At 67.2% G+C, this 26,087-nt stretch carries 26 protein-coding genes; 11 read left to right on the top strand and 15 right to left on the bottom strand.

The genetic code is table 11. The annotated features are described in order from the left end of the window. The first annotated feature begins 276 nt into the window (after window positions 1–276). Window positions 277–870, top strand: coding sequence for a TIGR00730 family Rossman fold protein (locus tag ABE423_RS08580; RefSeq protein ID WP_032128301.1), 594 nt, complete (start codon window positions 277–279; stop codon window positions 868–870). A 19-nt stretch (window positions 871–889) separates the two neighbouring features. Here ABE423_RS08580 and ABE423_RS08585 read toward each other — a convergent pair whose 3' ends face one another. Then, window positions 890–3,730, bottom strand: coding sequence for an EAL domain-containing protein (locus ABE423_RS08585; RefSeq protein WP_049400107.1), 2,841 nt, complete (start codon window positions 3,728–3,730; stop codon window positions 890–892). A gap of 247 nt (window positions 3,731–3,977) precedes the next feature. Here ABE423_RS08585 and ABE423_RS08590 point away from each other — a divergent pair, with 247 nt between their 5' ends. The 5 genes from ABE423_RS08590 to ABE423_RS08610 all read left to right on the top strand — a co-directional run bounded on the left by ABE423_RS08590 (window position 3,978) and on the right by ABE423_RS08610 (window position 8,164). Then, complete coding sequence (locus ABE423_RS08590; protein ID WP_229301232.1) at window positions 3,978–4,496, top strand: RNA polymerase sigma factor; 519 nt, start codon at window positions 3,978–3,980, stop codon at window positions 4,494–4,496. Next, entirely contained in the window at window positions 4,493–5,497 is a 1,005-nt protein-coding gene (locus ABE423_RS08595) for a hypothetical protein (RefSeq protein WP_346485733.1), read from the top strand. The genes ABE423_RS08590 and ABE423_RS08595 overlap by 4 nt, the downstream gene beginning before the upstream one ends. Before the next feature lie 40 nt (window positions 5,498–5,537). After that, window positions 5,538–6,134: a YigZ family protein gene (locus tag ABE423_RS08600; protein WP_346485735.1), complete on the top strand. Its 597-nt coding sequence runs from the start codon at window positions 5,538–5,540 to the stop codon at window positions 6,132–6,134. Continuing rightward, window positions 6,127–7,899 carry an ABC transporter transmembrane domain-containing protein gene (locus tag ABE423_RS08605; RefSeq protein WP_346485736.1) on the top strand — a complete coding sequence of 591 codons (1,773 nt, stop codon included), beginning with the start codon at window positions 6,127–6,129 and terminating at the stop codon, window positions 7,897–7,899. Before ABE423_RS08600 ends, ABE423_RS08605 begins: the two co-directional genes overlap by 8 nt. Before the next feature lie 70 nt (window positions 7,900–7,969). Next, complete coding sequence (locus ABE423_RS08610) at window positions 7,970–8,164, top strand: hypothetical protein (protein ID WP_005409247.1); 195 nt, start codon at window positions 7,970–7,972, stop codon at window positions 8,162–8,164. Between the two features lie 265 nt (window positions 8,165–8,429). On the opposite strand, the gene ABE423_RS08615 is transcribed toward ABE423_RS08610, so the two are convergent. The 3 genes from ABE423_RS08615 to ABE423_RS08625 form a co-directional block, all read right to left on the bottom strand. Further along, on the bottom strand, window positions 8,430–9,554 hold the full coding sequence (locus ABE423_RS08615) for a prephenate dehydrogenase (RefSeq protein ID WP_346485737.1): 1,125 nt from the start codon (window positions 9,552–9,554) through the stop codon (window positions 8,430–8,432). Beyond that, entirely contained in the window at window positions 9,551–10,459 is a 909-nt protein-coding gene (gene pdxY / locus ABE423_RS08620; protein WP_032128295.1) for a pyridoxal kinase, read from the bottom strand. Before pdxY ends, ABE423_RS08615 begins: the two co-directional genes overlap by 4 nt. A gap of 454 nt (window positions 10,460–10,913) precedes the next feature. Continuing rightward, window positions 10,914–12,113 carry an MFS transporter gene (locus tag ABE423_RS08625; RefSeq protein ID WP_164162773.1) on the bottom strand — a complete coding sequence of 400 codons (1,200 nt, stop codon included), beginning with the start codon at window positions 12,111–12,113 and terminating at the stop codon, window positions 10,914–10,916. A gap of 72 nt (window positions 12,114–12,185) precedes the next feature. Between ABE423_RS08625 and ABE423_RS08630 the strand changes: the two genes are divergently transcribed. After that, window positions 12,186–12,983: a helix-turn-helix transcriptional regulator gene (locus ABE423_RS08630; RefSeq protein ID WP_049463047.1), complete on the top strand. Its 798-nt coding sequence runs from the start codon at window positions 12,186–12,188 to the stop codon at window positions 12,981–12,983. 59 nt (window positions 12,984–13,042) lie between these two features. Here ABE423_RS08630 and dnaJ read toward each other — a convergent pair whose 3' ends face one another. The 4 genes from dnaJ to hrcA all read right to left on the bottom strand — a co-directional run bounded on the left by dnaJ (window position 13,043) and on the right by hrcA (window position 18,073). Continuing rightward, entirely contained in the window at window positions 13,043–14,167 is a 1,125-nt protein-coding gene (gene dnaJ, locus ABE423_RS08635; RefSeq protein WP_032128292.1) for a molecular chaperone DnaJ, read from the bottom strand. A 154-nt stretch (window positions 14,168–14,321) separates the two neighbouring features. Beyond that, the gene (gene dnaK, locus ABE423_RS08640) at window positions 14,322–16,247 is read right to left on the bottom strand and encodes a molecular chaperone DnaK (protein ID WP_032128291.1); all 1,926 of its coding nucleotides are present in this window, start codon (window positions 16,245–16,247) and stop codon (window positions 14,322–14,324) included. Window positions 16,248–16,429: 182 nt separating this feature from the next. Beyond that, complete coding sequence (gene grpE, locus ABE423_RS08645; protein WP_032128290.1) at window positions 16,430–16,945, bottom strand: nucleotide exchange factor GrpE; 516 nt, start codon at window positions 16,943–16,945, stop codon at window positions 16,430–16,432. Window positions 16,946–17,008: 63 nt separating this feature from the next. Beyond that, a complete protein-coding gene (hrcA, locus tag ABE423_RS08650) occupies window positions 17,009–18,073 on the bottom strand; it encodes a heat-inducible transcriptional repressor HrcA (protein WP_032128289.1) in 1,065 nt (354 codons plus the stop codon). Between the two features lie 115 nt (window positions 18,074–18,188). On the opposite strand from hrcA, the gene recN reads away from it, so the two are divergent. Next, window positions 18,189–19,850, top strand: a complete 1,662-nt coding sequence (gene recN / locus ABE423_RS08655; protein ID WP_346485739.1) for a DNA repair protein RecN — start codon at window positions 18,189–18,191, stop codon at window positions 19,848–19,850. 121 nt (window positions 19,851–19,971) lie between these two features. On the opposite strand, the gene ABE423_RS08660 is transcribed toward recN, so the two are convergent. Then, the gene (locus tag ABE423_RS08660; protein ID WP_346485741.1) at window positions 19,972–20,889 is read right to left on the bottom strand and encodes a LysR family transcriptional regulator; all 918 of its coding nucleotides are present in this window, start codon (window positions 20,887–20,889) and stop codon (window positions 19,972–19,974) included. 97 nt (window positions 20,890–20,986) lie between these two features. Between ABE423_RS08660 and ABE423_RS08665 the strand changes: the two genes are divergently transcribed. Further along, window positions 20,987–22,231, top strand: a complete 1,245-nt coding sequence (locus ABE423_RS08665; protein WP_346485742.1) for an SGNH/GDSL hydrolase family protein — start codon at window positions 20,987–20,989, stop codon at window positions 22,229–22,231. Window positions 22,232–22,289: 58 nt separating this feature from the next. Here ABE423_RS08665 and fur read toward each other — a convergent pair whose 3' ends face one another. Next, a complete protein-coding gene (gene fur, locus ABE423_RS08670; protein WP_005409235.1) occupies window positions 22,290–22,697 on the bottom strand; it encodes a ferric iron uptake transcriptional regulator in 408 nt (135 codons plus the stop codon). A 103-nt stretch (window positions 22,698–22,800) separates the two neighbouring features. On the opposite strand from fur, the gene bamE reads away from it, so the two are divergent. Continuing rightward, window positions 22,801–23,193, top strand: a complete 393-nt coding sequence (bamE, locus tag ABE423_RS08675; protein ID WP_010484453.1) for an outer membrane protein assembly factor BamE — start codon at window positions 22,801–22,803, stop codon at window positions 23,191–23,193. Between the two features lie 36 nt (window positions 23,194–23,229). Here the strand turns inward: bamE and ABE423_RS08680 are convergent, their stop codons facing one another. Both ABE423_RS08680 and ABE423_RS08685 read right to left on the bottom strand, forming a co-directional pair. Beyond that, a complete protein-coding gene (locus ABE423_RS08680; RefSeq protein WP_032128285.1) occupies window positions 23,230–23,487 on the bottom strand; it encodes an RnfH family protein in 258 nt (85 codons plus the stop codon). A gap of 3 nt (window positions 23,488–23,490) precedes the next feature. After that, on the bottom strand, window positions 23,491–23,916 hold the full coding sequence (locus ABE423_RS08685) for a type II toxin-antitoxin system RatA family toxin (protein WP_010484449.1): 426 nt from the start codon (window positions 23,914–23,916) through the stop codon (window positions 23,491–23,493). 57 nt (window positions 23,917–23,973) lie between these two features. Here ABE423_RS08685 and smpB point away from each other — a divergent pair, with 57 nt between their 5' ends. Continuing rightward, window positions 23,974–24,477 carry an SsrA-binding protein SmpB gene (gene smpB, locus ABE423_RS08690; protein WP_010484447.1) on the top strand — a complete coding sequence of 168 codons (504 nt, stop codon included), beginning with the start codon at window positions 23,974–23,976 and terminating at the stop codon, window positions 24,475–24,477. 125 nt (window positions 24,478–24,602) lie between these two features. Here the strand turns inward: smpB and ABE423_RS08695 are convergent, their stop codons facing one another. From ABE423_RS08695 to ABE423_RS08705, 3 genes are all read right to left on the bottom strand, one after another. Next, a complete protein-coding gene (locus ABE423_RS08695) occupies window positions 24,603–25,175 on the bottom strand; it encodes a hypothetical protein (RefSeq protein ID WP_032128284.1) in 573 nt (190 codons plus the stop codon). A 141-nt stretch (window positions 25,176–25,316) separates the two neighbouring features. Then, window positions 25,317–25,748, bottom strand: a complete 432-nt coding sequence (locus tag ABE423_RS08700) for a GNAT family N-acetyltransferase (protein ID WP_346485746.1) — start codon at window positions 25,746–25,748, stop codon at window positions 25,317–25,319. Between the two features lie 85 nt (window positions 25,749–25,833). Continuing rightward, window positions 25,834–26,061 carry a hypothetical protein gene (locus ABE423_RS08705; protein ID WP_258015708.1) on the bottom strand — a complete coding sequence of 76 codons (228 nt, stop codon included), beginning with the start codon at window positions 26,059–26,061 and terminating at the stop codon, window positions 25,834–25,836. Window positions 26,062–26,087 lie beyond the last annotated feature (26 nt).

Raw genomic sequence — 26,087 nt, forward strand, 5'->3', positions numbered from 1 at the left:
GGATGGGGATCGCTCGACTCGTCTGTCGGCTAGTATCCGCAGATGCATGCTTGACGGTCCCTCCACCCTGGCTCCTACATACCTCGTAGGAGCCGGGAGGAACATACAAGCTTGCTCGACTCAGCCGTAGCCGCGATCTGAACGAAGAGCAGCCGAGCGCGGCGCGGCTCTACAGAAGGCCCCTGAAGGCCTCATAATCCTTGGACACCCCGTCCCTGACCGCCCTGCGGTCGGCGACGGGGCGTTTTCGTTTCCGGCCAAGAGACAGGAAGATCCATGAAATCGATCTGTGTGTACTGTGGTTCCAACGCAGGCAGCAAGCCGGCCTACACCGAACGCGCCCTTGCCCTGGGCGACCGCATCGCCCGCGATGGGATGCGCCTGGTGTACGGCGGCGGCAATGTCGGCCTGATGGGAACCGTGGCCAATGCCGTGCTCGCCGCCGGCGGTGAAGTGACCGGCGTGATCCCGCGCCAGCTGGCCGACTGGGAAGTGGCCCACCGCGGCCTGACCGAACTGGAAATTGTCGGTTCGATGCATGAGCGCAAGTCGCGCATGTTCGACCTCGCCGATGGCTTCGTCACCCTGCCCGGCGGCTTCGGCACCATGGAAGAGATCTTCGAGATGCTGACCTGGCGCCAGCTTGGCATCGGCAACAAGCCGTGCGCCTTCCTCGACGTGGAAGGTTTCTACGCCCCGCTGATCGGCATGATCGACCGCATGGTGGAAGAGCGCTTCCTGCACCCGGACCAGCGCCAGGACCTGTGGTACGGCTCGGATATCGAAGAGATGCTGGAGTGGATGAAGAACTACAAGCCAGCGCAGGCCTCGAAGTGGATCGACGAAAAGCGTCGCGCCGCCCTGCGCTGATGCTTTCCTGCGCGGCGGCTCAGACCGCCGCGCAGCTCCACGGTGCGGGCCGCCCCAGCAGATAGCCCTGGCCGTAGTCGCAACCCAGTTCGCGCAGGGTCTGCCGCTGCGCCTCGGTTTCGATGCCCTCACCGATGGTCTCGATGCCCAGCGTACGCGCCAACGACAGCACGCCCTCGACCAGCGCCCGCGTGCTCTGCACTTCCGGCCCATGCAGGCCGGCGATGAAGCTCTGGTCGATCTTCAACGTACTGATCGGGAAACGGTGCAGGTAGGACAGCGCCGAGAAGCCGGTACCGAAATCGTCCAGCTGCACCTGGATGCCGCGCTCGCGCAGGCCCTGCAGGATGCGCAGCGTGTGCGGGCCGTCATCCAGCAGTGCGACCTCGGTGATCTCCAGGCGCAGCCGGCGCGGATCGGCACCACATGCATCCAGCAGGCCGAACAGGCGGCCGCTGAACCCGGCGGAGCGGAAATGGCGCGGTGATACGTTCACCGAGACGTAGCTCTGCCCGCCCTCGGCCAGGCCGGCAATCACCTGTTCGTAGATCAGCCAGTCGACCTGCTCGATCAAGCCGCTTTCCTCGCCCAGCTCCAGGAACGCCCCCGGCAGCAGCAGGCCACGGCGCTCATGCTGCCAGCGCAGCAGCGCCTCGTGGCCCACCACCTCGCCATCGGACAGGCGCACGATCGGCTGGTAGAACGGGACGAAATCGCGGTTGTTGATCGCACGACGCAGGTCGGCTTCCAGATCGAGGCTGCGCATGGCCTGCTCGCGCATGTCTTCGTCGAAGATCGCACAGCGGTCATGGCCCTGTGCCTTGGCCCGGTACATTGCCGCGTCGGCATCACGCAGCAGCTCTTCGCCGGTGCGGTAGCGGGGGTTCCACAGCGCGATGCCCAGGCTGCCGGACGGGAACAGTTCGCGCCCGGCGATCCACATCGACTCCTGCAGCGCCAGCAGCAGGCGCTGGCCAAAGTCCAAGGCCTGGGCCAGGCCCTGCGGGCATTGCAGCAGCACCGCGAATTCGTCACCGCCCAGCCGGGCCACCACGTCCTCGGTGCCGGCCATCGATACGATGCGCTTGGCCACTTCCACCAGCATGCGATCGCCGGCGGCATGGCCGATGCTGTCGTTGACCAGCTTGAAGCGGTCCAGATCGAGGAACAGCACGGCGAACACCGGGCCGCCCTCACGCTTGGCCAGGGCCAGCGCATCCTGCAGGCGGTCCAGCAGATGCAGGCGGTTGGGCAGCCCGGTCAGCGCATCGTGCATGGCCTGGTGGGTCAGGCGCTGTTCGGCACGCAGGCGCTCGCCGATCTGGCCGAGCAACTTCTCGTTGACCTCGGCCAGCTCGCGGGTACGTTCTTCCACGCGCTTTTCCAGCTCGGCATGCGCCGAGCGCAGCCGTTGCTGGTCGCGCTGACGGGCCAGGCCGGTACCGATGTTCTGCGCGACGAAGGTCAGCAGGCGCTGGTCATGCACGCTGAAAATGCTGTTCTCGCTGTAGCTCTGCACCACGATCGCGCCGACCACTTCGTCGTCGCGCAGCAGCGGTACGCCCAGCCAGCAGTGCGAGCGCGCACCGGATTCACGCACTTCGCCACTGGCCAGCAGCGCATCGATCTGCGCGCGTGACGCCAACAGTGGCCGCCGGTTGCGCACGACATACTCGGTCAGGCCCCGGCTGAACGGTCGCGGCGCGCGGCTGGCGTTGTGCTCGTCCACCGAATAGACGAAGTCCAGGCCGTTGCCGGCCGGGTTGACCAGGGCGATGTAGAAATTGCGAGCGTCGAGCAGGCGCCCGACCACCCCATGCACCTGTCCGTAGAACTGCGCCAGGCTGTCGGCCGACATCGCCATCTCGGCGATGTTGTACAGGGCGGTCTGCAGCTGTTCGGCGCGTCGACGCTCGGCCACCTCGTCCTGCAGGCTGTGATTGGCGCGCTGCAGTTCCTGGGTGCGCCGCGCCACCTGCTGCTCCAGCCGCACCTGCGCCTGGCGCCGGTCCATCGCGGTCTGCACGTGCTGCGCAACGAAGCCCAGCAATGCGCGCTCGGCCTCGCCATAGCGGGCCGCCTGCTCATAGCTCTGGACCACGATGGCACCGCATACGCGGCCATCGCGCAGCATCGGCACCCCCAGCCAATCCAGGCTTTCGGGCCCGCGTTGCGGGTCGTGCTCCTGCTCCATCACCTGCGCCAGCAGTTCGCGCGAGGGACCACTGAGCGGCTTGCCATGGCGTAACAGCGCCACGGTCAGGCTGCGCGGCATCTCGCTGGCGTCATGGCTCTGCGTGGGATCGGCGACGAAATCATCGACCTGATCGGCGAAGTACAGGAAACGGATCTGGTCGCGCACATCGTCGTATTCCACGATGTAGCAGTTCTCGGCATACATCAGCGTGCCCAGCACACCATGCACGTGGCGCAGCATCTCGGGCATTTCCAGGTCGGCACCGGCCAGATCTGCAATCTGGAACAAGGCCTGCTGCAACCGCTCGGCCTCTTCCAGCGCCTTGATCTGGCCGGCCTGGCGGCCGCGCTGCAGCGCCAGCTCCATCGCCTGCCGGGCAACCCCCCACCATGCCGGCGAAGGCACCGCGCCTTCCACCGACAACAGCAGGCGCGCCCCATCATGTTCCCAGCCGTGCTGGCCATCGCCCACGCCTGGCGCTGCCGCATCACCTCCGGCAGCCGCCCTCGGCCAGGCCCCCTGGCCACGGCCAAGCTGCGGGTCATCCCAGCCGACGCGGACCACGGCCGTTTCCGGCAGAAGCGCATGCAACGCGCGCACCAGCGCCGTGCTCAGCACGGCCTCGTGTGGTGGCTCTTCCGCCGGTTCAGCATGCGTGGACAAATGACAATCTCTTGGCGCCGTCAGTGCGTCGCCTCCCCTGAGCCGCCGAGCATAGCGCGCCACCCGGGGGGCAATGGAAGCCCGTAAACCCCGAATCGTGCGCCCGTACGTTTTTCCTGCTGACCGTAGCCCCTTCCGAGCCATGACCCTCGCCCTGCCCGCCCTCGCCACCGGCTATGCGCCATCGCCTGCAGGCCTTACCCTGTACGCCGTGGAAGCCAGCGCACTGCCAACCGATGAAGCCTTGATGCTGGCCTGGGCCGGTGGCGACCTGCGCGCGTTTGAAAGCCTGTATGCGCGCCATCGCAAGCGCCTGTTCGGCTTCCTGCTGCGGCAACTGCGCGACAACGCGCTGGCCGAGGAGATCTTCCAGGACGTCTGGCAGCGGGTGATCAGCGCCCGTGCGGGGTGGCAACCGGACGCGGCGTTCAGCACCTGGCTGTTCCGCATCGCCCACAACCGCCTGAACGACCATTGGCGCGCCGCCCGCCACCGGCCGGCTGCCCCGGCCGATGCCGACCTGCGCCTGGCCGCGATCGAGGATGGACAGACCCCGGAAGGCGAGCTTTCCGAATTCGAACAACGTCGCCGCATCCAGCTGGCGATGGAACAACTGCCGCCCGAGCAGCGCGAAGTGCTGCAACTGCGACTGGATCAGGAACTGAGCCTGGAGGAGATCGGCCAGATCACCGGCGTAGGCCGGGAAACCGTGAAATCGCGGCTGCGCTATGCGATGGACAAGCTGCGTGCGGGATTGAACGCATGAACCGAGACGAACCGCTGACGCCGGAAGAACGCGAGCTGGCCCGGCTGCTCGGCCGTCGCGCCGAACAGGCACCGCCCGCCGCACTGGACGCCGCCATCCTGGCCGCGGCCCGCGCTGCCGTGGACGCTCCGGCTGCCGATGCGGTCGCCTCTCCCGAAGCACCACGTACGCAGCGCACACGCCCGCGTTGGCCGGCGGTGTTCGGCATCGCCGCCTCGATGGTGTTCGCCATCGGCATCGCCTGGCAGCTGCGTCCGGAACCGCCACCGGTTCCGGCGGGCGAGGCCGCTGTTGCGGCGGCACCGGCTGCGGCAGAAGACGTCGCGGCTGCCGATCAGGCCGCTGAGCGCAGTGCAGCCGACAGCGCGGTGGCGACTGCGGAACCGGCCGCTGCGCCCGCAGCACCCGAGGCAGCCCCGGTTGCCGCTGCCCCGGCACCGGCCATCGCGCGCGCAAGCAAGCCTGCGCCGGCCGGGACCGCTGAAGCGCCGGCCCAGGCTGCACGATCGATGGCTGCGGATGCGGCCGCCGATACCTCCTTTGCGGCCCTGCCGCCCGCTCCGGCCGCAGCGCCGGCAGCAGCCCCCCCTGCGCCTCCGGCTCCCACCGCCTACTCGGCACCCGCGCCGCTGATGGCGCCGGTTGTCGCCAGTGGTTCGCTGAAGGCGCGCTCGGCAGGCACGCCAGAGTCCAACAGCGTGCAGGCCGAACAGGCCCCGGCATTGGACCGGGTAGAAATCACCTCGATGAAGCGCGAGGCTCCCAGCCGTTCCGCACCTGGCATCATGCGCCGCGGCAGCGATGCGGGCCTGAGCGCGGATGCCGTGCAGGCCGAGGTGGACGCTGACGCACGACTGCCGCGTCGGCAGTGGCTGCAGAAGATCCGTACACGACGCGACGACGGCCAGCGCGATCTGGCCCGTGCCAGCCTGGAGCGCTACATGCAGCAGTACCCGGAAGCACGCCTGCCGCGCGACCTGCGCCCGCTGCTGGACGACTGAAGCGGACGGGAATACCCGGCAACCCCGTAGAATGACGGGAATGCTCGATACTCTCGCCCAGCCGGTCAGCCACACGCTGGAAGTCAAACACAGCCGTTTCATCGCCCATGCCGCGCCGATCGATGGCGCCGCAGCGGCCATGGCGTTCCTGCAGCAGGTTGCGGTGGCCGATGCCACCCACAACTGCTGGGCCTACCGGCATGGGCAGGACTATCGCTCCAGCGACGATGGCGAGCCGGCCGGCACGGCTGGACGTCCGATTCTGGCGGCGATCGACGGCCAGGGTTTCGACCGGGTGTTGGTGGTAGTGACGCGCTGGTTCGGCGGTATCAAGCTCGGTGCCGGTGGCCTTGTGCGCGCCTACGGCGGCGCCGCCGCCGAGTGCCTGCGCACCGCCCCGCGCCTGCCGCTGGTGGCGATGGCCCGGCTGCAGCTGCTGGCCGGCTTCGAGGACCTGGGTACCCTGCATGCCACCCTGCCCGCCTTCGGTGCCGAAAAGCGCGATGAACAGTTCGATGCCAATGGTGTGTGCCTGCGGATCGAATTGCCTGCCGATCAGGTCGACGCATTGAAAATCCGCCTGCGCGACGCCACCCGTGACCGTATCCGCATAGAAGACGACGACCAGGATGACTGACAAGGACGACGCCCCCGCTTCGACCCCGCCACTGCGGCGCCTCGGCAGCCTGCGCACGCTGTGGCCGTTCGTGCGCCGCCACAGCGGCCTGTTCACCGCCTGGCTGCTGGCCCTGGCGGTGTCTTCTGCAGCCACGCTGAGCCTGCCTCCGGCGGTGAAGCAGATGATCGATCACGGTTTCAGCAGCGGCGGCCAGATCAACCGTGCCTTCGCCCTGCTGATGCTGGTAGCGGTCGTCATGGCGTTGGGCACGGCCGCGCGCTTCTACTTCGTATCGTTGCTGGGTGAAAAGGTCGTGGCCGACCTGCGCAGCCAGCTGTATGCCCACCTGATCCAGCTGGGCGCCGGCTTCCACGACCGCAGCCGCAGCGGAGAGCTGGTCTCGCGCCTGACCGCGGACACCGAACTGCTGCGCAGCGTGGTCGGCTCGACCATGTCCGTAGCATTGCGCAGCACGGTCACCGTCATCGGCAGCCTGGCAATGCTGTTCGTCACCAGCCCGCGGCTGGCCGCATGGTCGCTGCTCGGCATTCCGCTGGCGGTGCTGCCGATCATCATCGGCGCGCGCAAGCTGCGCACGGTCGCACGCAACAGCCAGGACCGCATCGCCGATGCCAACAGCCTGGCCAGTGAAACCCTGGGTGCGGTACGCACGGTGCAGGCACATGCACGCGAGCCGTACGAGCGCGGGCGCTTCGACAAGGCACTCGGTGATGCCATCGGCGCCGCCCGTCGCCGCATCGGCGCACAGTCGCTGGTCACCGCCAGCGCCATCCTGCTGGTGTTCGGCGCCATCGTCGGTGTGTTGTGGCTGGGCGCGCACGACGTCATCGACGGCCGCCTCAGCGCCGGTACGCTGGGCCAGTTCGTGCTGTATGCATTGATCGGTGGCGGTTCGGTGGGTGCACTGGCCGAAGTATGGAACGAGCTGCAGCGCGCGGCCGGCGGCATGGGCCGCATCGGCGAACTGCTGCAGGAAGACATCGAGATCCGCGCGCCGGCACAGCCGCGCGCGCTGCCGCAGCCGCTGCATGGCGAGATCCGGTTCGACGACGTGGTGTTCCACTATCCGCAGCGACCGGACCAGGCCGCACTGGATCACTTCAACCTGCACGTCCGCCCCGGCGAGACCGTGGCGCTGGTGGGTCCCTCGGGGGCGGGCAAGAGCACGGTGCTTTCGATGCTGCTGCGCTTCCATGATCCAGCCAGCGGCCGCATCGACGTGGACGGCATCGACGTGCGCCAGGCCGACCCGGCCGAGCTGCGTGCGCAGCTGGCGCTGGTGCCGCAGCAGCCGACGCTGTTCGCTGCCAGTGCGCGCGACAACATCCGCTATGGCCGCCTGCAGGCCAGCGACGCCGAAGTCGAGGCTGCCGCGCGTGCCGCCGAGGCCGATGGCTTCCTGCGCGCGTTGCCGCAGGGCTATGACAGTGAGCTGGGCGAGCGCGGTGCCCGCCTGTCCGGTGGCCAGCAGCAGCGTGTGGCGATTGCCCGTGCGCTGCTGAAGGATGCGCCGATCCTGCTGCTGGACGAAGCGACCAGCGCGCTGGACGCGCAGAGCGAGCACAGCGTGCAGCAAGCGCTGGAACGGCTGATGGCGGGCCGCACCACACTGGTCATTGCCCACCGCCTGGCCACCGTGCTCAAGGCCGACCGCATCGTGGTGATGGACCAGGGCCGCATCGTCGCCGAGGGCACGCACGCACAGCTGCTGGCCGAGGGTGGACTGTACGCTGAACTTGCGCGCCTGCAGTTCATCGATTGATGACGTCCGGCTAACATCGGCGCGGCCAAGCTGGCCGCGCAACAACCGCATCCGCTGAAGGAGGTGCACGATGTCGTTCCGTCAGTTCCCCGCTGTCGACAGCAACGGCGAAAGCCACATCATCATCGAGTTCAAGCCCGAGGCGAATGGCAGCGGGCATCACTCCGAAGCCACGCCACGCTACGAACTGGATGACGGGCGGCCGCTGGTGCGCGATGGCCGCGAGTTCACCACCAGTGGCGGCGAGCTGCGGCTGACGATCTGAGGTTCGCCGGGCATGACCCCGGCGCTACCCGATTTCGTATCGCCCCGCTCTGGCGGGTGTCGACCTTGATCGACCCGCTTTCTTGCCTCTGGTAGATGTCGACCTTGGTCGACACGCTTTTGCCAAGGGCAATCGAGCGTGGCTCGACGCTACAAAAGGCGTGATCAATTTTTCACCAAGCATCTTGACAGCCTTTGCTGCCAAGGCCTGAGCAAGGTTATCCACACGTTTGCTCAGGAACCATCCACACCGCCTGTGGATGAATTCAGCCCAGCACCCGCCCGATGCCGCTGGCGTCCACGTCGGCTGCTGCCCGGGTGATCGCCGCCGCATCGCTGCCGGCCACGAACCCGATGCGAAAATGCACTTCGCCACCAGGCGTGCGCGAGGAATGGATCGAAGCCAGGCTGATGCGATGCTGCTCGAACACGTTCAGCAGCTCACGCAGCGAGCCGGGCCGGTCTTCCGGCAGGTGCACCGACAACGCATTACGCTCGGTCAGGTCAGCCAGCAGATAACCCACGCGTTCAAAGGTGTAGTTGCCGTCCGCCAGCGCCTGCTCGCCGAAGGCACCGCGGTTTGCCGACAGCAGCTGCTCGCGGAATTCACTACGCGCACGGTCGTCGCCCTGCCCGACCTGCGCCTGCAGGGCCTGCAGCTGGCCGACCAGCCGTTCCAGCATCGGCGCCACGTACGGGTTACCGAACTGGATGTCTTCGTAGATCGCCGGGTTGAGCGACAGGATGCGCGAGATGATCGCCGTGTCCAGCTCGAACGATGCCGAGCGGTACGGCATCATCGCGGCCAGATCGCCCAGCTGCGGCTGGTACTGGCGCAGCACGCCGGCCTGGGCCAGGTGGGTGGCATGCACCATCGCCTGTACCAGCGCCATCATCTGGTCGTGGTGCTGCGGCGTGGCCCGCACGCACTCGGCCTGCAGCGCCGTGCACAGCGTATCGACCCATGGCTGCCAGTGCTGCAGCCGCGCTTCGCAGACCACCATCACCCGGCCCTTCAGGGTCGGCGCCTTGGGTGGCGCGGTCATCGGGTGCAGGCCAACCACTTCGGCTTGAGAGGCCAGCATCGCCTGCACCGGCGCTTCCTTCACCGAGGTCACGTCCAGCCACAGCCGGTCCTGCTCACGGCCGGCCGACTGCCGCACGTACTCGGCAATCAGAGCCGGCGTATGCCGGATCGGTGCCGAGAACACCAGCACGTCGGCCTGCGCCAGCAGCTGTTCCGGCGTATGCGAGTCCGGATCGGCCGGATCGTGGCCGATCACCTGCAGCTGCATGTGCTGCTGGAAGAAGCGGCTCAGCCAGCGCCCATAGGCGCCGGCACTGCCGACGATGCCGACCGTGCGCGGCGTGCGTTCGAGCAAGCCGCTCATGCCACGCGTTCGGCGCGGAAGCGCGTGCCTTCGGCCAGTGCGGCAGGCGCCGCCGCGATCACGTCGAACTCTTCGAAGCCATTGTCCAGAGTCGCCTCCAGCGCCGCATGGGTACCGGCAATCGCACGCGAAATCGCCTGCTGCATCGATTCACCTCGCAACAGGAACGACACCACCAGCGACATCAGCACGTCACCGGTGCCGGCCACGTCCACCGGCAGCAGCGGCGAAGTCCAGCGCCAGGTTTCCTCGCGACCGACCGCCAGGGTCACCAGCTCACCCGGGTTACCGCCCACGCTGTGCGCGATCACCCAGTGCGGGCCACGGTCCAGCAGCGTGCGCGCGGCGGCGATGGCATCGGCCTCGGCCAGTGCCGGCATACCGGTCAGACGATTCAGTTCGAAGGCGTTCGGGGTCACCAGCCAGGCATGCGGCAGCAATCGCTCGGCGAAGATCGCTTCCAGGCCCGGTTCCACGTAGGGGCCGGTGTGGGTGTCACCAATCACCGGATCCAGGCAGTAACGCAGCTGCGGACAGACCGGCAGGATGTTGTCCAGCCAGTCGGCGAAGGCGGCACCGTTGGCGGTGCTGCCGAAGTAGCCGGAAACCAGCATTTTCGCCCGCTGCGGCAGGCCGCGCTCGTGGGTGCCCAGCAGCAGGTCGGCGAACCAGTCGGCGGGCAGCACCCGACCGCGCGTGGTGTCGTAGAACGGCGCATTGCTCAGCAACACGGTCGGAATTTCCGCGACGCGCACACCGAGCGCACGCATCGGCGGTACGGCGGCGCTGTTGCCGGCGTGGCCGTAGACAAGTTGCGACTGGACCGAGATGACATCGATCGGCGACGGACCATCCGGCCGCTGGCGGCGGCCGTGGACCAGGTGGTTATCAAGGGATTCGCTCATGGCCGCATTCTACGCCCAAGGGAGTTTTCGGCAGGGCTTGCAGCCCTGCACCTGCTCAATGCAACGGCAACCGCAACGGCCGAAGCCAAAGCGGCATTCCGTGGGGTGGCGGGGCGGTGTCGGAGTGCGGGGACGCCGCAAGTACGTCCTTGTAGGCTTGGCAGCCGCATCCATGCCGCTGACACCCCGCAATCCGACACCGCCCCATCTTCGACAGGTTCACGCGGCTGTTGGTAACTGCGGCTGTTGTTCCGCGCGGCTGTTGGTAGGTGTCGACCTTGGTCGACACATCTGTCAGATATCGAATGAATTCATCCACGCATGGCGTGGATCTACCGTGTCGACCAAGGTCGACACCTACCGGACCCACCCCGCCAACCCGCGGAATGCAGGCTTTTGACGTTGACGTTGCCTCTGCAGGTGCAGGGCTGCAAGCCCTGCAAACCCCACCCCCTCAGTGAGCAGCAGGCCGCGACGGTGGCAGCCACGCCGCCACGATGCCCAGCAGCGGCAGGAACGCGGTCAACTGGTAGACGTACTCGATGCTGGTCTTGTCCGCCAGCAGGCCCAGCACAGCCGCCCCAAGCCCACCCATGCCGAAGGCGAAGCCGAAGAACAGGCCGGACACCATGCCGATGCGGTGCGGCATCATCTCCTGCGCGTACACCACGATCGCCGAGAACGCCGACGACAGCACGAAGCCGATCAGCACCGCCAGCACGGTCGTCCACAGCAGATCAGCATGCGGCAGCATCAGCGCGAACGGCGCCACGCCCAGGATCGAGGTCCAGATGATCGGCTTGCGGCCGATGCGGTCACCCAGCGGGCCACCAAGGAAGCCGCCGGCGGCGGACGCCACCAGGAACGCGAACAGATGCAGCTGGGCCTGCGCCACCGGAATGCCGAAGTGGTGGATCAGGTAGAAGGTGAAGTAGCTGCCGATGCTGGCCATGTAGAAGTACTTGCTGAAGATCAGCACCAGCAGGATCGCCAGTACCTTGGCCACGGTGCGCGGCGGATGCCGCGGCGCCATCGCAGCCGTGCTGACCGGTCGTGGCGTGCCCAGATGCAACGCGTACCAGCGGCCGACATAGGTCAGCAATGCGATGCCGATCAGGGCAGCACCGGCAAACCACGATGCGGCGTGCTGGCCATACGGCACGATCACTGCGGCGGCGATCAACGGGCCCAGCGCTGTTCCGAAATTGCCACCCACCTGGAACACCGACTGCGCGAAGCCGTGACGGCCGCCCGAGGCCAGTCGCGCGATGCGCGAGGCCTCCGGATGGAAGATGGCCGAGCCAATACCGACCATCGCCGCAGCCATCAGCACAACCGCGTAGTTCGGTGCGAAGCCGAGCAGCAGCATGCCGCACAGGGTCGAGGCCATGCCGATCGGCAGCGAGTACGGGGCTGGGCGACGGTCGGTGGCCATGCCGATCAACGGCTGGAAGATCGAGGCGGTAAGCTGGTAGGTCAGCGTGATCAGACCGATCTGGGTGAAGCTGAGATTGAAGCCGCCCTTGATCACCGGATAGATGGCCAGGATCAGCGACTGCATCATGTCGTTGACGACATGCGAGGTGGAGATGGCGGCCAGCACGCCGGGGGCCACCGGGCGTGAGGTCGTTGCGGGAGAAGCCAGGGTCGACATGGACACAGTCAGGTTGGGGGCGAGCCACGCATGCTACGGTGGCCTCCCCCTCCCTTCTGCCGCGTTCGGGTCATGGCATATCGCAAAAAGGACACTCCCTGCCCGGTCCGCGAGACTGCGCCGTGGAACGAGGTTCCGGTGCACCGCCCGGTGACCTGCCGCGCCCGCCACTACAAACCCGGCACCCACATCGCGCCCCACCGGCATCGCCGTCACCAGCTGGTGTTCGCCATGTCCGGACTGATGGTGGTGCGTGCGGATGGCGGCCGCTGGGTGGTGCCCTCGACCCGCGCGATCTGGGTGCCGGCCGGCATGGCCCATGCGGTGGACTGCATCGCTGAGGTGCATATGCGCAGCCTGTATGTGGAACCGGACTTCGCGCCGCAGCTGCCGGACGAGGCGTTCGCGGTACAGGTAGCGCCGTTGCTGCGCGAGCTGCTGCTCGCCGCCAGCCTGATCGAGACCGCGCATGTGGATGACAGCCGCGACGGCCGCGTGGTGCGCCTGCTGCTGGACGAGCTGCACCGCATGGACGTGCTGCCGCTACACCTGCCCTCGCCCTCCGACCCGCGCCTGCAGCGGATCTGCCAGCACATCCAGAAACATCCCGGCGACGACGCCACCCTGCAGGACTGGGCGCAGGCGCTGCAGGTGGACGTGAAAACCATCCAGCGTCATTTCGCCAGTGAACTGGGCATGACCTTCGGGCAGTGGCGGCAGCAGGCGCGGCTGCTGGCCGCCCTGGAGCGACTGGCGGTCGGCGACAAAGTCATCGATGTCGCGCTGGCGATGGGCTATGACAGCCCCAGCGCATTCACCAGCATGTTCAAGCGGCAGCTGGGGCAGACACCAGCGGCGTTTTTCCGCTGACCGCAAACGAAAACGCCGGGCATGGCCCGGCGCTGCCGTTCAACGTTTGCGTTGAAAACTCAGGACGTCATCCGGTCCCAGAAGCCCTTCACGCCATCCATGAAGGTGGCCGACTTCGGCGAATGCTTGCGCGCTTCCTCGCCGACGAAGGTGGCTTCGAACTGCTCCAGCAGCTTGCGCTGCTCGTTGGTGAGGTTGACCGGGGTCTCCACCACCACACGGCAGTACAGGTCGCCTTCGCTGCGGCTGCGCACCGAACGCACGCCCTTGCCACGCAGGCGGAACAGCTTGCCGGTCTGGGTCTCGGCCGGGATGCGGATCTCCGCTTCGCCGCCCAGGGTGGCCACGCGCACGGTGTCACCCAGTGCCGCCTGCGAGATGCGGATCGGCACTTCGCAGTGCAGATCGTCGCCATCGCGCTGGAAGATCGCATGCTCGCGCACGCGCACTTCCACGTACAGGTCGCCCGGCGGCGTACCGGCCGGACCGGCCTCGCCTTCGCCCTGCAGGCGGATGCGGTCGCCGGTATCGACGCCCGCCGGCACCTTCACCGACAGCACCTTGTCTTCCTCGACACGGCCATTGCCGTGGCAGGTCTTGCAGGGCTTGGCAATGATCTGGCCGCGGCCGCCGCAGTTGTGGCAGGCCTGCTGCATGGCGAAGATGCCGCGTTGGATGCGCACCTGGCCGCGGCCATGGCACACGTTGCAGGTCTCGACCTTGCCGTCTTCGGAGCCACTGCCATCGCAGTCGCCGCACTCGGCCAGGGTCGGGATCTCGATGCGGCGCTCGACGCCGCGCACGGCCTCTTCCAGGTCCAGTTCCATCACGTAGCCGATGTCGGCGCCACGACGGGCCTGGCGCGGACCACCGCCGCCACCGCCAAAGATGTTGCCGAAGATATCGCCGAAGATATCGTTCATGTCCGGGCCGCCCGGACCGCCTCCGCCCATGCCGTGCTCGAACGCGGCGTGGCCATGGCTGTCGTACATGCGGCGCTTGTTGCCGTCGGACAGCACTTCGTAGGCTTCCTTGCACTCCTTGAAGGAGGCTTCGGCCGCCGCATCACCCGGGTTGCGGTCCGGGTGGAACTTCATCGCGCAGCGACGGTAGGCCTTCTTCAGCTCTTCGTCGTTGGCGGTGCGGGCAACGCCCAGCACTTCGTAGTAATCGCGCTTGCTCATATCGTGAATCGGGTTCCGGAAAGTCGGGATTCGTCAAAGCGGAAGAGCGGAACCAGGTCCGCTCTTGCGTCGGGCGCCCCGACACGCCGGTGGGCGGTCAGGACCCTGATGCGACAACGGGACGCTGATGGCCAGCGTCCCGTGTCGGTCCGGATCAGGACTTCTTGTCGTCCTTGACTTCGGTGAACTCGGCGTCCACCACGTCATCCTGCGGCTTGCCCGCATTGCCAGCGTCGGCACCCGGGGCGGCACCGCCCTGGTCGGCCGAAGCGGCGGCGAACAGCGACTGGCCGGCTTCTTCCAGTGCCTTCGACTTGGCTTCGATCTGTGCCTTGTCGTCACCCTTCATCGCGGTTTCCAGGTCGGCCAGCGCCGCCTCGACCTTGCCGATGACATCGCCGCCGACCTTGCTGCCGTGCTCGGTGATGGCGCTGCGGGTGCCGTGGATCAGGGCGTCGGCCTGGTTGCGGGCCTGCACCAGCTCCTGGAACTTCTTGTCTTCTTCGCGGTTGGCTTCCGCGTCGGCGACCATGCGTGCGATCTCTTCCTCGGACAGGCCCGAACCGGCCTTGATCTCGACCTTCTGTTCCTTGTTGGTCTTCTTGTCCTTGGCCGACACGTGCAGGATGCCGTTGGCGTCGATGTCGAAGGACACTTCCACCTGCGGCAGGCCGCGCGGGGCCGGCTCGATGCCGGACAGGTCGAACTTGGCCAGCGACTTGTTGAAGCGGGCCTGTTCGCGCTCACCCTGCAGCACGTGCACGGTCACGGCCGACTGGTTGTCCTCGGCGGTGGAGAACACCTGCGAGGCCTTGGTCGGGATGGTGGTGTTCTTCTCGATGATCTTGGTGAACACGCCGCCCATGGTCTCGATGCCCAGCGACAGCGGGGTCACGTCCAGCAGCAGCACATCCTTGACGTCGCCGCCCAGCACGCCGCCCTGGATCGCAGCACCCAGTGCCACGGCTTCGTCCGGGTTGACGTCCTTGCGCGGTTCCTTGCCGAAGAACTCGGTCACCGCCTGCTGCACCTTCGGCATGCGGGTCTGGCCACCGACCAGGATCACTTCGCTGATGTCGCTCGAACGCAGGCCGGCATCGTTCAGGGCAACGCGGCACGGCTCGATCGACTTCTTGATCAGGTCTTCCACCAGCGCTTCCAGCTTGGCGCGGGTCAGCTTGATGTTCAGGTGCTTCGGACCCGAGGCGTCAGCGGTGACGTACGGCAGGTTCACTTCGGTCTGCTGGGCGCTGGACAGCTCGATCTTGGCGCGCTCGGCGGCGTCCTTCAGGCGCTGCAGGGCCAGCGGATCCTTGCGCAGGTCGATGCCCTGGTCCTTGTTGAACTCTTCAACCAGGTACTCGATGACGCGGTTGTCGAAGTCTTCGCCGCCCAGGAAGGTGTCGCCGTTGGTGGCCAGCACTTCGAACTGCTTCTCGCCGTCGACGTTGGCGATCTCGATCACCGAGACGTCGAAGGTGCCGCCGCCCAGGTCGTACACCACGATCTTGCGATCCTTGTTGTCACCCTTGTCCAGGCCATAGGCCAGCGCAGCCGCAGTCGGCTCGTTGATGATGCGCTTGACGTCCAGGCCCGCAATGCGGCCGGCGTCCTTGGTCGCCTGGCGCTGGCTGTCGTTGAAGTAGGCCGGCACGGTGATGACCGCTTCGGTGACCTTCTCACCGAGGAAGTCCTCGGCGGTCTTCTTCATCTTTTCCAGCACCTTGGCCGAGATTTCCTGCGGGGCCATCTTCTTGCCGTCGCTGGTCGACACCCAGGCGTCGCCATTGTCATGGGCCAGGATGCCGTACGGGACGTGCGCGATGTCCTTCTGCACTTCGGCGTCGGTGAACTTGCGGCCGATCAGGCGCTTCACCGCGTAGAAGGTGTTCTTCGGGTTGGTGACGGCCTGGCGCTTGGCCGAGGCGCCGACCAGGACTTCGCCGTCCTTGGTGTAGGCGACGATCGACGGGGTGGTGCGATCGCCTTCCGAATTCTCGATGACGCGGGCCTTGCCGCCGTCCATGATCGCCACGCACGAGTTGGTGGTGCCGAGGTCGATACCAATGATCTTGCCCATGGGGGAGACTCCTGAGGATGCTTGTTGGGGTCAGTCCGGCCGCTCGGCCGGTGGATGAATACGATGTGGGGGGGGCTCGTGGAACATTCAAGCCACCTCCCGAACGCTGTGTTCAGCGCCTGGAAAACCTTGCCAGGCATGGCCTGGCACGACCGGGACCGGGCATGGCCCGGCCCGGCCGATCAATCGGCGGCCACCACCACCAGCGCCGGCCGCAGCAGGCGCTCGTTGAGCAGGTAGCCCTTCTGGAACACGGTCACCACGCTGCCCGGGGCGGCGCCCGGGGTCGGCACCTGGCTGATCGCCTGGTGGTGTTCCGGGTTGAACGGCTGGCCGATCGGGTCCAGCAGGACCAGGCCGTTGTCGGCAGCGACCTTCAGCAGCTGCTTGTAGGTCAGCTCCAGGCCTTCGCGCAGCGGATGCGGGTCGTCGCCGGCGGCCTTCAGGCCGGCATCCAGGCTGTCGAATACCGGCAGCAGCTCGCCAAGCAGCTTCTCGTTGGCGAACTTGCGGGCCTGCTCAATGTCACGGGCAACACGCTTGCGCTGGTTCTCGAGGTCGGCGCGCTCACGCAGCGCATCGGCCTTGATCTGCTCGACTTCGGCGCGCAGGCGCTCCACTTCGTCGTTGACGCCGGCGGCGGCGGCCGCATCGGCGGCAGTCTGCTGGGATTCGATATCTGGATGTTCGTGGTTCATGTCTGGGTCCCTGGCGGTCAGTCTCCGCCTCCACCCACCCTAGTGTGGGCGGGATGCTGCGTTTCAAGCGTCGGATGTTCCGGGAGTGCGCCCGGCCGGTGAAAAGGCCGCGCCGAGCACATCGGCAGTGGCCTGGACCAGCGGAATCATGCGGTCGTAGGCCATCCGCTTGGGGCCGATCACGCCCAGCACGCCCAGTACCTGGCCATTGGCGGTGTACGGGGCGGTGACCAGCGAGACCCCCTGCAGCGGCATCATCCCGGTCTCCTCGCCAATGAAGATGCGCACCCCCGGGGCCTGGATGGTGCGCTCCAGCAGCTGCAGGATCTCGCGCTTGCTGGAGAACAGCTCGAACAGTTCGCGCAGGCGCTCCAGGTCGGACAGGTCCTGCACCCCCATCAGGCGGGTCTGGCCGGCCACCAGCATGTCGTCGGCGGCCGGCTGCAGGGCCTGCTCGGCCAGTTCGATGCTGTGCGCCAGCAGCTGCTCCAGCTCGGAACGGGCATCGCGCAGCTCCAGCAGCAGGCGGGTGCGGATCTCGGCCATCGGCAGGCCGGCGAAATGGGCATTGAGGTAGTTGGCGACCTGCTCCAGCTGGCCTGGCGCGAAGTCCTGGCGGGTCTCGATGACCCGGTTCTGCACCTCGTTGTCGGCAAACACCAGGATCGCCAGCACCCGGCGCCCGTCCAGCGCCACGAAATCGATCTGGCGGAAGGCGAACTGCTCGCGCCGCGGGGCGCTGACCACGCCGACGAAGTGGCTCATCGCCGACAGCAGCTCCGAGGCGCTGCCGAGCAGGGCCTGGGTGCTGCCGCCGCTGGCCAGCTCCTGACGCAGACGGGCCAGCTCGCCCTCGCCCGGCGGCTGCATCTGCAGCAGGCTGTCGACGAACACCCGGTAGCCATGCGCGGTCGGGATGCGCCCGGCCGAGGTATGCGGCGACGCCAGCAGCCCCAGGTCTTCAAGGTCGCCGAGGATGTTGCGGATGGTGGCCGGGCTGACCTCCAGGCCAGCCACACGCGCCAGCGTCTGCGAGCCGACCGGCTCACCGTCCTGGATGTAACGCGCAATCAGCGTGCGCAGCAGATGGCGCGCACGCGGGGCAAGCTGGTCGGGAGAACCGTGCATGGAATCAACCTGTGAGACACGGACACTAGATAATGGCGGCGCATCACCTTGGCAAGTCATTGGACCTCCCTCGCCCGCGTGCTAGCGTTGCGCGGCTGCTGATACCCCCTTACCCATGCTCAGACATCTTTCGATCAAGGATTTTGCCGTCGTCCGCGCCACCGAACTGGAGTTCGGGCCAGGCATGACCGTGGTTTCAGGCGAGACCGGCGCCGGCAAGTCGCTGATGGTCGACGCGCTGGGCTTCCTGTCCGGCCTGCGCGCCGACAGTGGCGTGGTCCGCCACGGCGCTGCGCGCGCCGAACTTTCCGCCGAGTTCGCGCTGGACCAGCTGCAGGCCGCGCGCCAGTGGCTGGCCGACAACGAGCTGGACGACGAGGAACAATGCCAGCTGCGCCGTGTGATCCGTGCCGATGGCGGTTCCCGGGCGTGGATCAATGGCCGTCCGGTGACCCTGGCCCAGCTGGGCGACCTGGCCTCGCTGCTGGTGGAGATCCACGGCCAGCACGAACAGCAGGCCCTGCTGACGCGCCCGTCGCAGCTGGCCCTGCTGGATGCCTATGCCGGCAACGAGAACGAGCGCCGCCAGGTGCGCCGCGCCGCCGCGGCCTGGCAGGCTCTGGTCGATGAATCGCTGGCGCTGTCGCAACAGGGCGACGTCAGTGACCGGATCGGCTTCCTGGAGCACCAGCTGCGCGAACTGGACCGCGAAGATCTGGAACCGGAGTCGATCGTCGCACTCGGTGCCAGCCACCGCCGCCAGGCCCACGCCAGCGCCCTGCTGAGCGCCTGCCAGGCGGCCAGCAACCAGCTCAATGGCGACGACGGCAGTTCCGCGCTGGACCTGCTGCAGCAGGTGCGCCACGAGCTGTCGCGCCTGATCGAACACGACCCGCGCCTGGGCGAGGTGGACGGCCTGATCGAGAACGCCTCGATCCAGCTGCACGAAGCCCTGTCGCTGCTGGACCGCGTGCATGACGACCTCGACGCCGACCCGGAGCAGTTCGAGGAGAACGAGCGTCGTCTCGGCCGCCTGCACGACCTGGCCCGCAAGCACCGCGTGCCGATGGACGAGCTGGGCGCGCAGCGCGAGCGCATGCATGCCGAAGTCGAACAGCTGCGCGGCGCCGACGAACGCCTGCAGCGCCTGGCCGGCGAAATCGACAAGGCCGCTGCGGCCTGGCGCGTACAGGCCGAGGTGCTGACCGTCAGCCGTCGCAGCGCCGCTGCCGAACTGTCGGCCACCACCACCGGCATCATCGCCGAGCTCGGCATGGGCGGCGGCCAGTTCCTGATCGAGCTGGAGCCACAGGACACTGGCAAGCCCGATCCGCAGGGTGCCGAACGCGTGGAGTTCCTGGTGGCGGCCAACGCCGGCCAGCCGCCGCGCGCCCTGCGCAAGGTGGCCTCGGGCGGTGAACTGTCGCGCATTTCGCTGGCCATCGAAGTGGCCGCGCTGGACCTGGATGCAGTACCGACCATGGTGTTCGACGAAGTCGACTCCGGCATCGGCGGCGCGGTGGCGGACATCGTCGGCCAGAAGCTGCGCGCCCTTGGCGAGAAGCGCCAAGTGCTGTGCGTGACCCACCTGCCGCAGGTCGCCTCCAAGGGCCACGCGCATTACCGGGTCAGCAAGGCCCCGGTGGAAGGCATGACCCAGAGCGCGGTGGAAAAGCTGGACAGCAAGGCACGCGAGGAAGAACTGGCGCGCATGCTGGGCGGCGTGGAAGTGAGCAAGGAAGCGCGCGCCGCCGCACGCAAGCTGCTGCAGGTCTGAGGCCTGTTCGCGGTTATCCACGCATGGCGTGGATCTACAACGCGCGAGGTAGTGCCGGCCGCTGGCCGGCAACCCAACACAGGTGAACGAAGATCATGAGATTGCCGGCCAGCGGCCGGCACTACCCCCGTGGCCGCGCCAGATCCACCGTTTCCACCAGGAAATCGAGGAACGCACGCACCCTCAGCGGCAGGTAGCCGCCCTGCCCCAGGAACACCGCGTGCACCTCTTCCAGGTCACCGGGGTTGGCCTCCTCCAGCACCGGCAACAGGCGTCCGGCGGCGATGTCCTCCTGCACCTGGTAGGTCGCCAGCCGCGCCATGCCCAACCCGCCCAGCACCAGCTGCCGCAGCGCGTTGCCGTTGCTGGCGCGGGCATTGCCACTGGGCAGCAGCATGCGCTCGCGACCGTCCTGCAGCAGCGGCCAGCCCTGCATCGCACGCGCATGGCCGATGTCCAGACGGTTGTGCGACATCAGCTCCTCAGCGTTGCGCGGCAGTCCATGCCGCTGCGCGTAGGCTGGCGCGGCCACGATCATCATCCGCGTCGCACCCAGCCATCGCGCCACCAGGCTGGAACTCTTCAGCGGGCCGGCCCGCACCGCCACGTCGGTGCGCTGCTCAAGCAGGTCGATCACCTCGTCGTTCAAGGTCAGATCCACCCCCACCTGCGGATTGCGCTCCAGGAATGCCGGCAGCAGCGGCAACAGGAAATGCTGGCCGAACGGCACGTTGGAATTGACCCGCAGGCGTCCGCGCGGCTCGGCATGGGCGCTGGCACAGCGCTCGGCCTCCTCCAGGTCGGCCAGCACGCGCAGGCCGCGCTCGTAGAATGCGCAGCCTTCCGGGGTCAGCTGCAGCTGGCGGGTGGAGCGCTGCAGCAGGCGCGTACCCAGCCGTTGCTCCAGCCGGGCTACCAGCTTGCTGACTGCCGACGGCGTCATGTCCAGGGTACGGGCCGCGGCGGAGAAGCCACCGGTCTCGATCACCCGCACGAACACTTCCAGTTCGCCGGATCGGTTGATGTCGGGTCGCGCCATGGCGATGAATCCAGTTCACAGATGATTATCCATGCGCAGTCTAGTTCACAGATCGACGGAGAATCACCATGGCCCTCCCTCCTCCCGGGATTGCCCGATGAACCGCCTCAGCCAGCTCACCGCGACCGCCTTGATCGCCCTCTCCAGCGCAGCCAGTGCCGCCCCGGCCCCGCACTGGGTCGCCAGCTGGCAGGCTAGTCCGCAACCGGTCTGGGGCGCCGATTTCCTGTTCCCGACCCTGGTCCCGGCCACGCTGCAGGACCAGACCTTCCGCCAGACCGCGCGCATCAGCCTGGGCGGGCCCCGGCTGCGGGTGCGGCTGAGCAATGCCTACGGCACCCAGCCGCTGCGGATCGGGGCGGCCAGCGTGGCCGCACACGCCGGTGTCACCCCGCAGCCGCTCAGTTTCGACGGCCAGCCCGGCGTATCGATCGAGCCCGGTCAGGAACGGCTGAGCGATCCGCTGCCACTGGCCACGGATGATCGCCAGGCGTTGCAGATCAGTGTCTTTGTGCCGGAACCGATGCCGGTACAGACGTTCCATTGGGAGGGCAGGCAGACCAGTTGGATTGCGCCCGGCGACCAGAGCCTGACCCAAGCTCTGAGCGGGGCCAGCAGCACCACTGCCCGCCTGTTCCTGGCCGGCATCGAGGTCGAGGCCGCTGCCAGCGCACGCAGCGTGGTGGTGATCGGCGACTCGATTACCGATGGCGCCACCGCCAGCCTCGATCTGGACCAGCGCTGGACCGACCATCTGGCGGCGCGTCTGGCACCGCGGGGCGTTGCCGTGGTCAACGCCGGTATTTCCGGGGGGCGGCTGCTGCGCGATGGCATGGGCGAATCCGCCCTGGCCCGCTTCCGGCGTGACGTGCTGGATCAACCAGGCGTGGTCAGCGTAGTCGTGCTGATCGGCATCAATGACATCAGCTGGCCCGGCACCGCCTTCGCCCGGAACCAGGCCCGGCCCACGCTGGCCGAACTGCAGGCGGGGTATCGCACCCTGGCCGAGCAGGCCCATCGGCGGGGTCTACGCATCCTCGGCGCCACCCTGACGCCGTTCGCCGGCGCCCTGCCCGGCACGCCGCTGGACGACTACTACCAGCCGGACAAGGAGGCCCTGCGCCAGCAGCTCAATGCCTGGCTGCGCAGTGACAGCCCGTTCGATGCAGTGATCGACCTGGATCCGGCGCTGCGCGACCCGGCCGATCCGTCACGGATGGCCGCCGCCTACGACTCCGGCGATCACCTGCACCCGGGCGATGCGGGCAACCGGGCCATGGCCGAGGCGGTGGATATGGAGGTGTTGATGGGGCCCCTCCCGCATGGCGTGGATCTGCCGTAAGCAACGAAAAACCCCGGGCAGGCCCGGGGTTTCGTCGCATCCAGCTGGCCCGAACGGCTTACTTGCGCTTCTTGCGCACGTACAGCACCAGCGAATGCTCTTCCAGCTCGTAGCCGTGGTCGGCCGCGATCTTGCGCTGCAGCTCCTCGATCTCGTGGCTTTCGAACTCGATGATCTTGCCGCTGTCCACGTCGACCATATGGTCGTGGTGGCCGCCACGGTCCAGCTCGTAGACGGCCTGGCCGCCTTCGAAATTGTGCTTGAGCACGAGGCCGGCGGCCTCGAACTGGGTCAGCACCCGGTAGACCGTCGCCAGGCCGATCTCGTCGCCATGCTCGAGCAGCTGGCGGTAGATGTCTTCGGCGGTCATGTGGTGCTGGGCATTGCGCTGTTCAAGCAGCGCCAGGATCCGCATCCGTGGATGGGTCACCTTCAGGCCGACTTTTCGCAGGTCGTGGGTTTCCATAGGTCTCCGTTCATTGGCGATTTAGCGCCAGCTGCCTCGGATTGGGTCGCGGTGGCACGCCGGGAGTGTATCATCGGTTTGATTTCCCCAACCGCCAGTCCCGATGCGCAATCTCCTGTTGGTCGCCGCCGTCGCCCTGTCCACCACCGGGTGCGGCATCATCTACAAGCAACCCATCTATCAGGGCAACCTGATCCGGGAAGATGCCGTGGCCAAGCTGCAGGTCGGGCAGAGCAAGCAGCAGGTCACTGCGCTGCTGGGCACCCCGTCCATTCCGGACCCGTTCCACGCCCAGCGCTGGGACTACACCTCCAGCCAGCGCGTGAACCGCCTGGGCCGTACCGAGGTGAAGAACTTCACCGTGTTCTTCGACAATGACAACGTGACCCGCTGGGAAGGCGATTACTTCCCGGGTAACGACAAGGCCCTGGCCCAGCAGACCGTGCGCCAGTTCGGCCGCAATCTGCCGAAGGACAAGAAGAAGAAGGGTCGCTGACGCCCCCTGCCCGTCCTCGCGGACGGGCGACAGGAATCAACCGCCGAGCGCGCGACGCCGGCGGTTGTCCTTGGGGTCGGCCTGCAACGGGCGTAGCAGCTCGATGCGGTCGCCATCCAGCAGCACCTGCTGCGGGCGCGCCAGCAGCCCATGCACGGCCGCCGCCGGGCAGTCGGCACTGCCTTCCAGCGCAGCAGCGGCAATGGCCTCGGCCACGGTCGCGCCCTCGTCCAGCTGCAACCGGCGCGAAAGCACCCGCTGCGGCCAGGCCAGCACCACCTCGACCTCGATCATCGCTCAGGCCTCGTCGGCAACGCGGATGAAGTCGTTGACCATGCGGTCGGCCAGGCTCTGGAAGCCCAATGCCAGCGCCGGACCGAGCAGGCGCGAACTGGGCTCGAAGTCCAGGGTCAGGGTGACCTTGCAGGCATCTTCGGCCAGCGCATGGAACTCCCAGCGGCCGTGCAGCTGCTTGAACGGGCCATCGCGCAGCTGCATATCGATGCTGTGCGGGCGCTGCAGTGTGTTTTCAGTCTGGAACCAGGTGCTGAACGAGCCCAGGCCCAGGTCCAGGCGCGCTACCAGCCGGTCCTCGCCCTGCTCCAGGATCTGGGCAGCCGAACACCAGCGGAAACGGCGCGGATAGGCCTGGACATCATTGACCAGGTCGAACATGCGCGCGGCCGAATGTTCGACCAGGGCGCTGCGGCGGATAGTAGGCATGAATACAGGACGTTTCGGCAATCGACCGGGCGGGCCCGAATCGGAGACAATACGGAAATGAGCAAGAACAGCGGCAAGGATAAAGCAAAGAGCGCGACGGCCAACAAAACCATCGCGTTGAACAAGCGTGCCCGCCACGAGTACCACATCGAAGACCGCTTCGAAGCTGGCCTGGCCCTGCAGGGCTGGGAGGTGAAATCGATCCGTGCTGGCCGCGGCAACATCGTCGACGCCTACGCCTACGTGAAGGATGGTGAGATCTTCCTGATCGGCGCGCAGATCACTCCGTTGATCCAGGCCTCGACCCATGTCGTGGCCAACGACCGGCGCGATCGCAAGCTGCTGCTGCACCGGAGCGAGATCGACAAGCTGGTCGGCAAGGTCGAGCGCGATGGCTACACGATCGTGCCCACCGCGATGTACTGGAGCAAGAACAAGATCAAGCTCGAAGTCGCGCTGGCCAAGGGCAAGCAGACCCACGACAAGCGCGATGCCGCCAAGGACCGCGACTGGGCGATCGAGAAGCAGCGCGTGATGCGTCGCGGCAACCGCGACGCGTAAGGCCGTTGCACATGACCATGTAGAGCCGAGCCATGCTCGGCTGCCTTGGCTTTCTGTAGAGCCGAGCCATGCTCGGCTTCGGTAAGAAAAGCAGTCGAGCATGGCTCGACTCTACAAAAGGCGGGTCACCCCGCCAGCATGCCCTGCCTGCGCATCCGCGGCGACAGCGCCGCGTGCATCACCGCCAGGTGCATCACTACCGCCAGCTCCGGTGCGTAACGGTCATCGCCCAAGCGCCACTGTTGGGCCAGGTTCGCGGCATCAGCCGGCAGCAACGCCAGCAACTGGGCGTCGTCCAGTGCATCGGCCGCGCCCTGCAGCTGGCGCGCCATCTGTCGCGACTGCCACACATGCACGCCGATGCTGAGACTGGCCAGCGACATCAGCACCACAGCCAGCCCGTGCTCGAACCACTGCGACAGCACTTCCGGCCCCCACAGCAGGGCGGCCAGCACTGCCAGACCCGGCAGGCGCCACCCCAGCCAATGGATGCGGCCGCGCTGCGACCAGTGCACCACCACCGCGCTGGCGACCAGTGCCGCAGCTGCCGTGGCCGGCAACTCCGTCACCCAGGTGGCCGCCAGCAGCACCGCCAGCACCGCCCAGACCCAGCCCGGCGGCAACGCACGCCGCTGGTAGTCGGCACCGACCGGCCCGATCAGCTGCCGCAGGCTGCGTTGTTGGCTTGCATCGGTCACCCGTGGTCTCCGTGTCTGTCCTGGCTCGGATGGTCATCGCCAGTGTGTCGCAAATTCGTGCCCACGAAGTTAGCAATCCGCTATGACAGACGCTCTACAACAAGTTGCGGATTGACAGGACGCGCGGCTCGCCCGCAGCGCTCACCCCGCCGACAGATCCTTGCTGAGGAACACCCTGCATGTGCCGACCGGATCGCATGGCACCCGGCCGAACACGACCCATCCATGCTTCACATAGAAGTCGGGCGCCTGGAAGCTGAGGGTGTACAGCACGCCGGAACGGCAACCGCGACGCCGCGCTTCATCCTCTGCGGCCTTCAGCACACGCGACCCCAGCCCGTTGCCGCGATGGGCCGCTGGCAGATGGAACAGATCCACGAACCACAGGCCCAGTGAGGTTCGCCCGGTAAGGCCCCCTACTACCTTGCCGCTGGCCGGATCGGTAACCAGTACCGCCAGCGCGCGTCGATCGGCACACCCTGCAGCCTCCAGATTGAACTGGTCCAAGCCAGTGCCAATCACCTCCAGCGCTTCGTCGCTGGGTTCATCTGTTACTGCAACGTCTAGCGTCATGGCGTCCTTCCACTGGCTCAACTTCAGGAATCTGGATGCTATCAAGCCTGATCGCACCTACGCCGGCCCGCTTCAGCGTTTGGCGCTATTGCGGCCCGTCTTGAGCACAGACCGATGCCACTGCCTTCAACAACAGATCGGCCTGCAGCCCTGATGCAGGACCTGTTGCCGGAAACGCCGCCGCGAGGGCCTTCGCCGCCCGATCTGCGTGTGGCTGGATGTACCAGGACGATTCAGCCGACAGCATGCCAGCGCGCACCTCTTGCCCGATCCGATACTGTCCCCAGTTGCCGGGGCTGACGGAAATGGCCATGAGGCCCCCCGTGGAGTGGTACCGGA

The sequence above is a fragment of the Stenotrophomonas sp. TWI1409 genome, assembly GCF_039673015.1.
Lineage (GTDB): Bacteria > Pseudomonadota > Gammaproteobacteria > Xanthomonadales > Xanthomonadaceae > Stenotrophomonas > Stenotrophomonas maltophilia_A.

Bases quoted from the DNA above. Each gene is read 5' to 3' on its own strand.
- ABE423_RS08615 (WP_346485737.1), bottom strand. From the start codon at position 9,554: ATGAGCGGCTTGCTCGAACGCACGCCGCGCACGGTCGGCATCGTCGGC.
- ABE423_RS08610 (WP_005409247.1), top strand. From the start codon at position 7,970: ATGTCGTTCCGTCAGTTCCCCGCTGTCGACAGCAACGGCGAAAGCCAC.
- dnaK (WP_032128291.1), bottom strand. From the start codon at position 16,247: ATGGGCAAGATCATTGGTATCGACCTCGGCACCACCAACTCGTGCGTG.
- recN (WP_346485739.1), top strand. From the start codon at position 18,189: ATGCTCAGACATCTTTCGATCAAGGATTTTGCCGTCGTCCGCGCCACC.
- smpB (WP_010484447.1), top strand. From the start codon at position 23,974: ATGAGCAAGAACAGCGGCAAGGATAAAGCAAAGAGCGCGACGGCCAAC.
- hrcA (WP_032128289.1), bottom strand. From the start codon at position 18,073: ATGCACGGTTCTCCCGACCAGCTTGCCCCGCGTGCGCGCCATCTGCTG.
- ABE423_RS08700 (WP_346485746.1), bottom strand. From the start codon at position 25,748: ATGACGCTAGACGTTGCAGTAACAGATGAACCCAGCGACGAAGCGCTG.
- ABE423_RS08600 (WP_346485735.1), top strand. From the start codon at position 5,538: ATGCTCGATACTCTCGCCCAGCCGGTCAGCCACACGCTGGAAGTCAAA.
- dnaJ (WP_032128292.1), bottom strand. From the start codon at position 14,167: ATGAGCAAGCGCGATTACTACGAAGTGCTGGGCGTTGCCCGCACCGCC.
- ABE423_RS08685 (WP_010484449.1), bottom strand. From the start codon at position 23,916: ATGCCTACTATCCGCCGCAGCGCCCTGGTCGAACATTCGGCCGCGCGC.
- fur (WP_005409235.1), bottom strand. From the start codon at position 22,697: ATGGAAACCCACGACCTGCGAAAAGTCGGCCTGAAGGTGACCCATCCA.
- ABE423_RS08625 (WP_164162773.1), bottom strand. From the start codon at position 12,113: ATGTCGACCCTGGCTTCTCCCGCAACGACCTCACGCCCGGTGGCCCCC.
- ABE423_RS08680 (WP_032128285.1), bottom strand. From the start codon at position 23,487: ATGATCGAGGTCGAGGTGGTGCTGGCCTGGCCGCAGCGGGTGCTTTCG.
- ABE423_RS08660 (WP_346485741.1), bottom strand. From the start codon at position 20,889: ATGGCGCGACCCGACATCAACCGATCCGGCGAACTGGAAGTGTTCGTG.
- ABE423_RS08705 (WP_258015708.1), bottom strand. From the start codon at position 26,061: ATGGCCATTTCCGTCAGCCCCGGCAACTGGGGACAGTATCGGATCGGG.
- ABE423_RS08605 (WP_346485736.1), top strand. From the start codon at position 6,127: ATGACTGACAAGGACGACGCCCCCGCTTCGACCCCGCCACTGCGGCGC.
- ABE423_RS08595 (WP_346485733.1), top strand. From the start codon at position 4,493: ATGAACCGAGACGAACCGCTGACGCCGGAAGAACGCGAGCTGGCCCGG.
- grpE (WP_032128290.1), bottom strand. From the start codon at position 16,945: ATGAACCACGAACATCCAGATATCGAATCCCAGCAGACTGCCGCCGAT.
- ABE423_RS08590 (WP_229301232.1), top strand. From the start codon at position 3,978: ATGCTGGCCTGGGCCGGTGGCGACCTGCGCGCGTTTGAAAGCCTGTAT.
- ABE423_RS08630 (WP_049463047.1), top strand. From the start codon at position 12,186: ATGGCATATCGCAAAAAGGACACTCCCTGCCCGGTCCGCGAGACTGCG.
- ABE423_RS08580 (WP_032128301.1), top strand. From the start codon at position 277: ATGAAATCGATCTGTGTGTACTGTGGTTCCAACGCAGGCAGCAAGCCG.
- pdxY (WP_032128295.1), bottom strand. From the start codon at position 10,459: ATGAGCGAATCCCTTGATAACCACCTGGTCCACGGCCGCCGCCAGCGG.
- ABE423_RS08665 (WP_346485742.1), top strand. From the start codon at position 20,987: ATGAACCGCCTCAGCCAGCTCACCGCGACCGCCTTGATCGCCCTCTCC.
- bamE (WP_010484453.1), top strand. From the start codon at position 22,801: ATGCGCAATCTCCTGTTGGTCGCCGCCGTCGCCCTGTCCACCACCGGG.